General features: G+C 34.6%; 7 protein-coding genes. 1 reads left to right on the forward strand and 6 read right to left on the reverse strand.

Going from position 1 to position 9,274, the window contains the following annotated elements:
• Positions 1 to 372: 372 nt before the first annotated feature.
• The 5 genes from epmB to CKF59_RS04140 are packed head-to-tail and all read right to left on the reverse strand — an operon-like array spanning position 373 to position 4,882.
• Positions 373 to 1,413 carry an EF-P beta-lysylation protein EpmB gene (gene epmB / locus CKF59_RS04120; RefSeq protein WP_119534709.1) on the reverse strand — a complete coding sequence of 347 codons (1,041 nt, stop codon included), beginning with the start codon at positions 1,411 to 1,413 and terminating at the stop codon, positions 373 to 375.
• A 46-nt stretch (positions 1,414 to 1,459) separates the two neighbouring features.
• The gene (trpS, locus tag CKF59_RS04125) at positions 1,460 to 2,473 is read right to left on the reverse strand and encodes a tryptophan--tRNA ligase (protein WP_119534710.1); all 1,014 of its coding nucleotides are present in this window, start codon (positions 2,471 to 2,473) and stop codon (positions 1,460 to 1,462) included.
• A gap of 8 nt (positions 2,474 to 2,481) precedes the next feature.
• The gene (crcB, locus tag CKF59_RS04130; protein ID WP_119534711.1) at positions 2,482 to 2,874 is read right to left on the reverse strand and encodes a fluoride efflux transporter CrcB; all 393 of its coding nucleotides are present in this window, start codon (positions 2,872 to 2,874) and stop codon (positions 2,482 to 2,484) included.
• A 6-nt stretch (positions 2,875 to 2,880) separates the two neighbouring features.
• Positions 2,881 to 3,729 carry a shikimate dehydrogenase gene (gene aroE, locus CKF59_RS04135; RefSeq protein ID WP_119534712.1) on the reverse strand — a complete coding sequence of 283 codons (849 nt, stop codon included), beginning with the start codon at positions 3,727 to 3,729 and terminating at the stop codon, positions 2,881 to 2,883.
• 1 nt (position 3,730) lies between these two features.
• Positions 3,731 to 4,882, reverse strand: a complete 1,152-nt coding sequence (locus CKF59_RS04140) for a Sua5/YciO/YrdC/YwlC family protein (RefSeq protein ID WP_119534713.1) — start codon at positions 4,880 to 4,882, stop codon at positions 3,731 to 3,733.
• 359 nt (positions 4,883 to 5,241) lie between these two features.
• Here CKF59_RS04140 and tkt point away from each other — a divergent pair, with 359 nt between their 5' ends.
• Entirely contained in the window at positions 5,242 to 7,260 is a 2,019-nt protein-coding gene (gene tkt / locus CKF59_RS04145; protein WP_119534714.1) for a transketolase, read from the forward strand.
• A 49-nt stretch (positions 7,261 to 7,309) separates the two neighbouring features.
• Here the strand turns inward: tkt and CKF59_RS04150 are convergent.
• On the reverse strand, positions 7,310 to 9,274 hold a 1,965-nt coding region (locus CKF59_RS04150), incomplete at its 5' end, for an autotransporter outer membrane beta-barrel domain-containing protein (RefSeq protein ID WP_147397116.1).

Here is a 9,274-nt window from a genome sequence, read left to right on the forward strand (position 1 = left end):
CTTACCAAAAATTGCACCTTTTTTGCAACTTTTTCCAATTTATTTGCAACTTTTTCAAAAGCGAAAAAACATTTTAAGCAAAATCCTCTATTTTTCATATACATAAATTAAGAGGCGAAATTTATTTCTACAAAAATTGCAAAATCAACCAAAATTACTTTTTCCTTAAATTATTGATAAATAATAAAAGATATTTATATTAATTTTTTCGTTTTCTGAGTTTTTCTTAATAAAAATTCGCTTCTCTCAAATTAAAGCTAGAGCCAGCTTAGCTCTATCCCAGCCAAAAATTTATTAGCTCCAATTATTTTAATTTTCAAATCCTAAGATTTCCAACCGCTCCTAAAATCTTTACATCTCTGATGCAAAAGATTAAGCAGTATACAAGGTTTTATGCTTTTTCCCTACTTCCTCTCGAGCCAGTTTAGGAATTAAGTAACCTGAGGTCTTAGTTTGCAATTGGGCATAGAGCTCTAAAGCTTGCACATCATCAAGATAAAAATGTGTCGATCCTTTTACTTTATCTAACAAATGTAAATAATAAGGTAAAATTCCCGCCTGAAATAGTTTTCTCGATAGCTCTTCTAAAACTTCAACTGAATCATTTATCCCTTTAAGTAATACCGACTGATTTAATACCAAGACTCCTACTTTAGTTAAATTTTGTACCTTCTCTTGTAATAAAGTACTTATTTCTTGTGGATGGTTTATATGACTTACCCAAATTAATTTAATTCCGTAGGAAGCTAAAGCTTGACACATCTCGATAAATTGTGCGGTAATTCTTTGTGGTAAAACTATAGGCAAGCGCGAATGAATTCTAATTCTGTCAATCTTAGTCGTACAAGTTTGATTACGTTCAAGTACTTGATTAAACAACCAAACAAATTCTTTATCAGTCATCATTAAAGGATCACCACCAGAAAGAATGAGTTCAGAAATATGTTGTTGATAAGCATAGTTTAAAGCTTCTACCCATTCTTGCTTACTTGCTCCCAATTGCTCATAGGGAAAGTTACGACGAAAACAATAGCGACAATTTACTGCACATCCCCCTTTAGGTAAAAAGAGCAAACGATCTTGATACTTGTGAACAATATTAGCAACGGGGATAAAGTTATCTTGTTCGTCTAAAGGTTGTAAGACAAAATCTTGACGTTCAGTTAGCTCTTCACTAAAAGGTAATACTTGTAAAAGTAAAGGATCATTAATATCTCTTGGTTTCATGAGATCAGCAAAAAACTGAGGCACTAACATAGGGAAAGAACTTTTTAATAAAGGTTTTCCTGCAATCTCACTTTTGACTTGAGGATCTAACTCGAGATATTCTAGTAATTCACTTGGATTCTTAAAAGCTTTAGCTAACTCTCGTTTCCAACTATTATCGATTTTTTCTAAATCTAAACTTATCATAATTACATGAGAAAAAGCGTAACCCTAAGTTACGCTTTAATAATCTTTATCTATTTGCAGGTAAAACAAAACCGATTCTTTCTTTAAATTTATTTAAAGTTAGTTTCGCACGTGAGCTTGCTTTAGCAGCTCCTTCTGCAATAATCTTATTCAGAAGTTCTTCATTTTCACGATAGTGATAAAATTTCGTTTGTAAGTCTTCTAAAAGTTTGCAAACTTCTTCAGCAACATATTTTTTAAAGTTACCGTACATAGAATCTTTAAATTCTGCTTCTAATTGAGCAACAGATTTACCTGAAATTGCAGAAGCTATATCGAGAAGATTTGAAATCCCTGCTTTATTTTCTAAGTCATAAACTACACGAGGTGGTTCATCACCATCGGTAATTGCTGATTTAATTTTTTTAGTTACTTTTTTCAGATCTTCTAATAGATAAATTACATTATTAGGATTGTCATCTGATTTTGACATCTTTTTCGTAGGGTCTTGTAATGACATTACCCTAGCACCCTCAGGAGCGATAAATGGATTAGGAATTTTAAAAGTATCCTTACCGTAGATTTTATTTACACGCTCAGCAATATCTCTAGTTAACTCTAGGTGTTGCTTTTGGTCAGCTCCCACAGGAACTAAATCTGTTTGATATAAAAGAATATCGGCTGCCATAAGTACAGGATAATCAAATAATCCTGCGGTTACATTTTGTTCATAACGTGCAGACTTATCTTTAAATTGGGTCATACGCCCTAATTCACCAAAATAAGTATAACAATTTAATAACCAGCCTAACTCTGCATGCTCAGGAACATGACTTTGAATAAAAATTGTACTTTTGGTTGGATCAATTCCCGCTGCTAAATATAAAGCCACCATGTCTAAACTAGCTTTATGTAAAGCTTGTGGATCTTGACGCACAGTAATCGCATGTAAATCTACCACACAGTAAAAACACTCATACTCATCTTGCATTTTTACCCAATTACGTAAAGATCCTAAATAGTTACCTAAACTTAAAGAACCAGAAGGTTGAATCCCACTCAGAATAACTGGTTTACTCATAAATTCCCTTACTTATTTAAAATTTGTTTTGTGATCCGCCATAAAAATATGGCTAGTCCTGTACTTAAAAATCCTAGAATTAAGTGGATTGAAGCAACAAGGATTCCTTGTCCCCAATTCCCTTGTGCAATTTTTTGTACTACTTCTGCACTATAAGAAGAAAAAGTAGTTAAACTTCCTAAAAATCCAGTTACGATTAGCTGTTGTAACTCTACACTTAGGCGTATATCTCTTACCATAGAGAGCATTAAGCCTATAATAAAGCACCCTAAAACATTTGCAACTAAGGTTCCGAGATTAAATAACTCACTAGCTGGATTTAACCATAGACTTAGATAGGCACGAAGCCAAGCACCACAAACCGCTCCCCCAGCAATACTTAAAAGAATTTTAATATCCATAAGCTTCTACTTTAAGGTTGCTTTCTCAAGCTCTCTTCTCAATTCAATTAAAGCACTTTGAGCATCAGGAAGCACACCGAACCAATAGTAATGAGACAAAGCAGCTTGTTTTACTAACATTCCTAAACCATTTGCAAAGTATTTAACCTCACCTAATTGCTCGACAAATTCAAGAAACGGAGTTTTACCCTTGGCAGTATACTGCATATCATAAAACTTAGTTTGTGGATTACTAATCCTTGCCGTACGTAAGTTTACTCCCGCATCACCTTGTTTATAAGCAACAGCATTAACTACGAGATCATATTCGTTAAAATCATATTCATTAACGGCATGCACTTGTCCATACTTACTAAATTTTTGGGCAACTTCTTGAGCACGAGAACGAGTACGATTAAAAATATCGATTTTTGCACCTTCTTTTAAAAGATGGAATAAAACTCCAGTAACTGCTCCTCCAGCTCCAAGAATTAAAATTTTAGTGTCCATGGTGAGCCAACCTAAATCTTTTAAATCCGTAGCTAAACCATAACCATCGGTATTCTCGGCATATAGGCTTCCATCTTCTTTCTTGATAATGGTATTACAAGCTTGAGCGATTTGACAAACCTCTGAGCGGTTTTCAATTAATTCATATACGACATTTTTAAATGGAGAAGTAATATTTGCTCCTTTCCCTCCCTCATTATTAAAGAAATCTAATAAAGCTGGAATAAAAGTTGCCACGTCCATGCCCTCACCACGACGACGGTAGTCAATTATTTCTCCACGTTGACTCGCAAAAATTTCATGAATTCTTGGAGATAAGCTATGAGAGATTGGATTTCCCCAAACTAAAAAACGATTAGATAACATATTACCTCTGTTGATACCTTGCGGTTACTTCTTGCATTAGAGCATTAAGCTGAGCCTCATTATGCTCAACATCAGGATCTTCGTAATAATTACTTAAAACATTGTAACAATAAACCGTGAATGTTCGATCGATACAAAAACGCATTAAAGTATAGAGCACTGACTCTGCAAGATTAGCTGAAGGAATATCCATATTAGGATATAAAATATCTTGCTTATTACGATTTATCCCCTGAGGCGGAATTATGCCAATATTTTTCTTCTCTAATTTTTTTATCGTTTGTGTAGATAAAGGGTTAACGAGAATACTTTCTTTAACGCCCAATTTAGGGTCATAAATTACAGGTTTATCTATAAGAATAACTTGATCAGCAAGATAACTTCTAAAATCAGTATCTAGCATTTGTGCCACTTGATCTGCAGTACGAATCGAATCTTGCCCAGAATAGTTAGCTGAAGTTGATACTAAGGCACCCCCAAGGATTTTGATTAACTTCACTAAAAACGGCTCTTGAGTAAATCTTACCGCTACAGTTGCAAATTTACCATGTAAAATTTGTGGACAACTTTTAGCAGCTGGTAATAAAAAGGTAATCCCTTGTCCTGAGTTATGTAAGGCACAAGCTAAGTATAAAGCTTCTAATTTTCTTTTATCGTCAGGAATCGAGAAAATTCCTTGTTGCACTTGGAGCATTAACTCTAAAAGAACCCCAATAATCTCTCCATGCTCTTGATGCTCAACGCTTTCGATTAGATAACCTTTCTTATATATAGGCATTAATCTCTCTAAAGCTCGTTGATAAGCAAGTAAGAATTTATTTTTAAATTCACGCGATACCCCAGGTAAATCATCAAAAGGTGAATAAGGGGAGTTGCCTCGTGGATAATTAACAATTTCTAATAACTCTTTTAGTTCACTCGTAAGCAAACTAAAATCAACAATTCCTTTTAACTGTTCTAAAGAACTAGCTAAAACGACAAAACCTTTTTCGATATTACGGTCTTTTAAATTTAATATTTCTTCTATAATTTCTAATTTATCAACCCGACATCCTAAACCAAAAACCGATTCGGTAGGATAGGCTATAATTTTTTCTTTAAAATCATTAACTGCTTTTAATTCTGCTAAATTAGAAACTCTTTGCAAAGTCATGCAAAAATTTCTCCATCTAAATTTTTTAGTTTCACTTTATCATTTGTAAACCTGTACTAATTTTAACACAAGCCAAAAAAATTACACACAAAATAAAAGAGGAAACAAAGCTTTTTCCCTAGATTTTGATCTCCTCACGATCAAAAATTTTAAGAAAATTGTGAACTTATCCCACCTTTTGAGAATTAATAAAAAAGTGTAACCGTAATTTTAGGAAAATAAAGTATAATAGAGCATGTAAATTTTATATCGAGAAAGGATTTTTTCTTTCTTATTCATTGGTTTTGTTTTCTTTTTCTAAATACATAACGAGAATATAAACTAAACTTTTCCTAAAACTAAATAATAGGAATTAGATGATGACAACTCCTACTCTAAGACAACTATGTGCTAATGCTATCCGTGTTCTTTCAATGGATGCTATCCAAAAAGCAAATTCAGGTCACCCTGGTGCTCCTATGGGAATGGCAGACATTGCAGAAGTTTTATGGCGTCGCAACCTTAAACACAACCCTTTAAATCCAAAATGGGCTAATAGAGACCGTTTTGTGTTATCAAATGGACATGGCTCTATGTTAATTTATAGCTTATTACACTTAACAGGCTATGAATTATCATTATCGGAAATTAAAAACTTCCGTCAATTAGGTTCTTTAACACCAGGGCATCCTGAATATGGTCATACTCCTGGAGTAGAAACGACTACAGGTCCTTTAGGTCAAGGAATTGCTAATGCTGTAGGTATGGCTCTAGCAGAAAAACTTTTAGCTAAAGAGTTTAACCAAGAAGATTTAAAACCTGTAGACCACTATACTTATGCTTTCCTCGGTGATGGCTGTTTAATGGAAGGCGTTTCACACGAAGCATGTTCTCTAGCTGGTACTTTAGGCTTAAATAAACTAATCGCTTTCTACGATTCTAATAAAATTTCAATCGATGGTGATACTGATGGTTGGTTTACCGATAATACAGCTGAGCGTTTTAGAGCTTACGGTTGGAACGTAATTGAAAATGTAGATGGTCACAACCCAGAACAAATTCAAACAGCTCTTGACGCTGCACGTGCAGAACAAGCAAAACCAACATTAATCATTTGTAAAACCGTTATCGGTAAAGGTGCTCCAAACAAAGAAGGTACTCACCATGTACACGGTGCTCCTCTAGGTGCTGATGAAATTAAAGCAACTAAAGAAGCTATGCAATGGCCATCATTAGAACCTTTCTATGTTCCTGAAGAAGCATACAACGCATGGAATGCTCGTACTACAGGACAAAAACTTGAAGAAGAATGGAATCAACTTTTTGCAAACTATAAAGCAAAATACCCTGAATTAGGAGCAAAATTAGAAGCTCGTTTTAATGGTGAACTTGAAGCTGGTTTAGAAGAGTTAGCAGATAAATATATTGCTCAACTTCAAGCTGAACCTAAGTCTTTAGCAACTCGTGCTTCATCACAAAACGCATTAAATGCTTACGCTCCATACATTTCTTCGATTGTTGGTGGCTCAGCAGACTTAGCTCCTTCAAACTTAACTATGTTTAAAGGTTGCAAATCTATTACTCCTGAAGATGTTTCGGGTAACTATGTACACTACGGAGTACGTGAATTCGGTATGGCGGCAATTATGAACGGTCTTGCTCTACACGGAAATCACTTACCATATGGTGGTACTTTCTTAATGTTCTCAAGCTATGCGTTAAACGCAATTCGCATGGCTGCATTAATGAAACTCCAAACTGTTTATGTATTTACTCATGATTCTATTGGGGTAGGTGAAGATGGTCCAACCCACCAACCTATTGAAAATACAGAACAATTACGTTTAGTTCCTAACTTAAGCGTATGGCGTCCTGCTGACCAAGTAGAAACTGCGGTAGCATGGAAACAAGCTTTATTAGCTAACCGTACTAAACCTACAGCTTTAATCCTAACTCGCCAAAATCTTGAACAACAAGAGCGTACAGCACAACAAGTTAGTGACATTGCTAAAGGTGGTTATGTTCTTGTAGATGCAGCTAATGGTGAACCAGAAGTTATCTTTGTCGCTACAGGTTCTGAAGTAGATTTAGCAGTGAAAGTAGCAGCTAAATTAACTGCAGAAGGTAAAGCGGTACGTGTAGTATCTCTACCATCTGTTGATACCTTTGAAGCTCAAGATCAAGAATATCGTGAAGCTGTACTTCCAAGTTCAGTACGTAAACGTGTAGTTCTTGAAGTAGGTTCTACTTCTGGCTGGTATAAATATGCTGGTTTAGACGGTTTAGTACTAGGTATTGACCGTTATGGTGACTCAGCACCTGCTGCACAATTATTTGATCTATTCGGCTTTACCGTAGACAAAGTTTACGATAAAGTAAGTGCATACTTAAACAAATAATTGAAACTAATAAGGTCTAGGTATTACTACCTAGACCGTTTCTTTTTATCTAAAATTTAAGATCAAAACTTAATTTAGCTTCTTTACTTTCCCAATTACTTGCTTTTACATAACTACCAACAAGTTTAATCGTAAAGCTTTCATTTAAACTTAAGCTATATCCTAAATTTAAATCCGCTAAGAAATTATGACCAAAACCACTAGCTCCATTGCCGCCTTGAGCAAATTTCACTTTAAAGTTATTATTACTAAGTTTTTGTTGAGCATTAACTTCTAACTCTAAAGCCGAAGGTAAAGCAAAAGTGGTAAAGTTATAATTTGCCTTTAAGCCAAGATTTGCATAAAGATTTGAGGTACCTCTACTTCTTGCTTCAAATGCTAAACTTTCTGCAGTAGTATTAGTAGCATTTTCTTTAAATGCACCTTGACGGTAATATTGATAAATTAATCCGCCTCTTACTTCTAAAGTAAAGTTATTTGTTTGTAAAGCTAAATAACCCGCTTGTAAATCTAAACCTAAAGAAGTTGCATTAAATTTAGTTTGTTGATCGTAAGCCTCTAGCGAGCTACGTTCTACATCAAAGCGATTATAAGAAGCAAAAATACTTGAAGCTAACCAATATTGGTTACTTGCTTTACCAAAAGTTAAAGTTAAACCGGAAGTTTTTACTTTTGCTTTAGTTAAATGATAATTTGCACCTTTAATACCTTCATGCCAATTACCTGTAGCATAACTGGCAGCAACCCCAAAATTATAACCATTTACTTGCTTATAAGCACCTGCAGTCATTCCTTGATTATTAAAAGTTCCTTTTAAGAATGAAGAACTTAAAGACCAATCTTGATCTTGATAATGAGCATCTACATAAGCATGCACTGAGTTATCTAAAGTTAAATAACGTCCAGCTGCAGTTTTAGTAAAGTCTAAAGTTGTTTTTAGATTTGCTTGACTTGTAGCTTGGAGTAAATTGCTATAGCTAACTCCAGATTGACTGATTAATAAGTCACGAGCTTGCTCAGTTGATAAATTTTGAATCGAAGCTAAAGTAGCTTGCTCTTCTGTAGTTAAGTCTGAAGCTGTTAAAGCTACATCAGTTAAACTCGCATCTAGAAGCGTTGCTCCAGTTAATAAAGTTTCTTGATCTTGAAGCGAGTACTCAGAAGCTGAAGTTAAGCTTGTAGCTACAGCTACCGAGTTCTTCACTTGGTACTTAACTTTAAAACCTGTAGATGTATATGACTGCTCAGATGCTGATAAAGTTAAATAAGCATTATCTTTATACTCTACATAAGCAAACTCACCTGATTTAGTTTTCCAAGTAATAACTTCTAACTCACCACTTGCTGTAGTTAGAGCTTGATTTACTACAGGAGCTACGGTTAACACCCCATCAAGAGCTACTGTTTGAGTTTCTAAACCATGAGTAAGTTTAGCACCATCCCAACTATTTACCGCATTGAGATTAACAATTAACCAACTCGAATTTTGTAAGGTTAAATTATTAACTTTACTATTACTTACCTGTAATTTCCCGCTAATATTAGCTTTAGTTAATTCAACTCCATAAAGAGAAGCTGTCCCAGCTAAAGCGACATTAAGAGAGCTAGTTTTAACTTTTGCTCTAGTAAAATAATCTTGCTCAATTACTGCAGGAGTATAAATATCATAGCTATTGGTTAAAACAAGATTTCCACTCGTAACCGTCGTAGTTCCAGTATAGCTTTGCTCGCCAACTAAATAAAGGTAATCACCTTGATTTCCTAATACCTCTAAATTACCTTCACCAGAAATATTATTCAAGAAATAGTAATGATTAGCAGATCCAGTTGGACGAAGCTTTAAATCAGCTTTAAAAGTTGTATCCTTTAAAAACTGACCAGGGCCACGAATAGCATTATCAGCATGTACTAATCCCCAACCAAAAATTTCATCCACTCCAGGATCACCAAGATCTATAGCCGTAGTTAAAAGCGTAGTCTTTAATTGAGCTCCCGTCATCCAAGGAAATTGTTC

Source organism: Psittacicella gerlachiana (genome assembly GCF_003585965.1).
Lineage (GTDB): Bacteria > Pseudomonadota > Gammaproteobacteria > Enterobacterales > Psittacicellaceae > Psittacicella > Psittacicella gerlachiana.

Excerpts from the sequence above, each read along its gene's own strand:
- tkt (WP_119534714.1), top strand. The coding sequence starts at position 5,242 with ATGACAACTCCTACTCTAAGACAACTATGTGCTAATGCTATCCGTGTT.
- CKF59_RS04140 (WP_119534713.1), bottom strand. The coding sequence starts at position 4,882 with ATGACTTTGCAAAGAGTTTCTAATTTAGCAGAATTAAAAGCAGTTAAT.
- crcB (WP_119534711.1), bottom strand. The coding sequence starts at position 2,874 with ATGGATATTAAAATTCTTTTAAGTATTGCTGGGGGAGCGGTTTGTGGT.
- epmB (WP_119534709.1), bottom strand. The coding sequence starts at position 1,413 with ATGATAAGTTTAGATTTAGAAAAAATCGATAATAGTTGGAAACGAGAG.
- trpS (WP_119534710.1), bottom strand. The coding sequence starts at position 2,473 with ATGAGTAAACCAGTTATTCTGAGTGGGATTCAACCTTCTGGTTCTTTA.
- aroE (WP_119534712.1), bottom strand. The coding sequence starts at position 3,729 with ATGTTATCTAATCGTTTTTTAGTTTGGGGAAATCCAATCTCTCATAGC.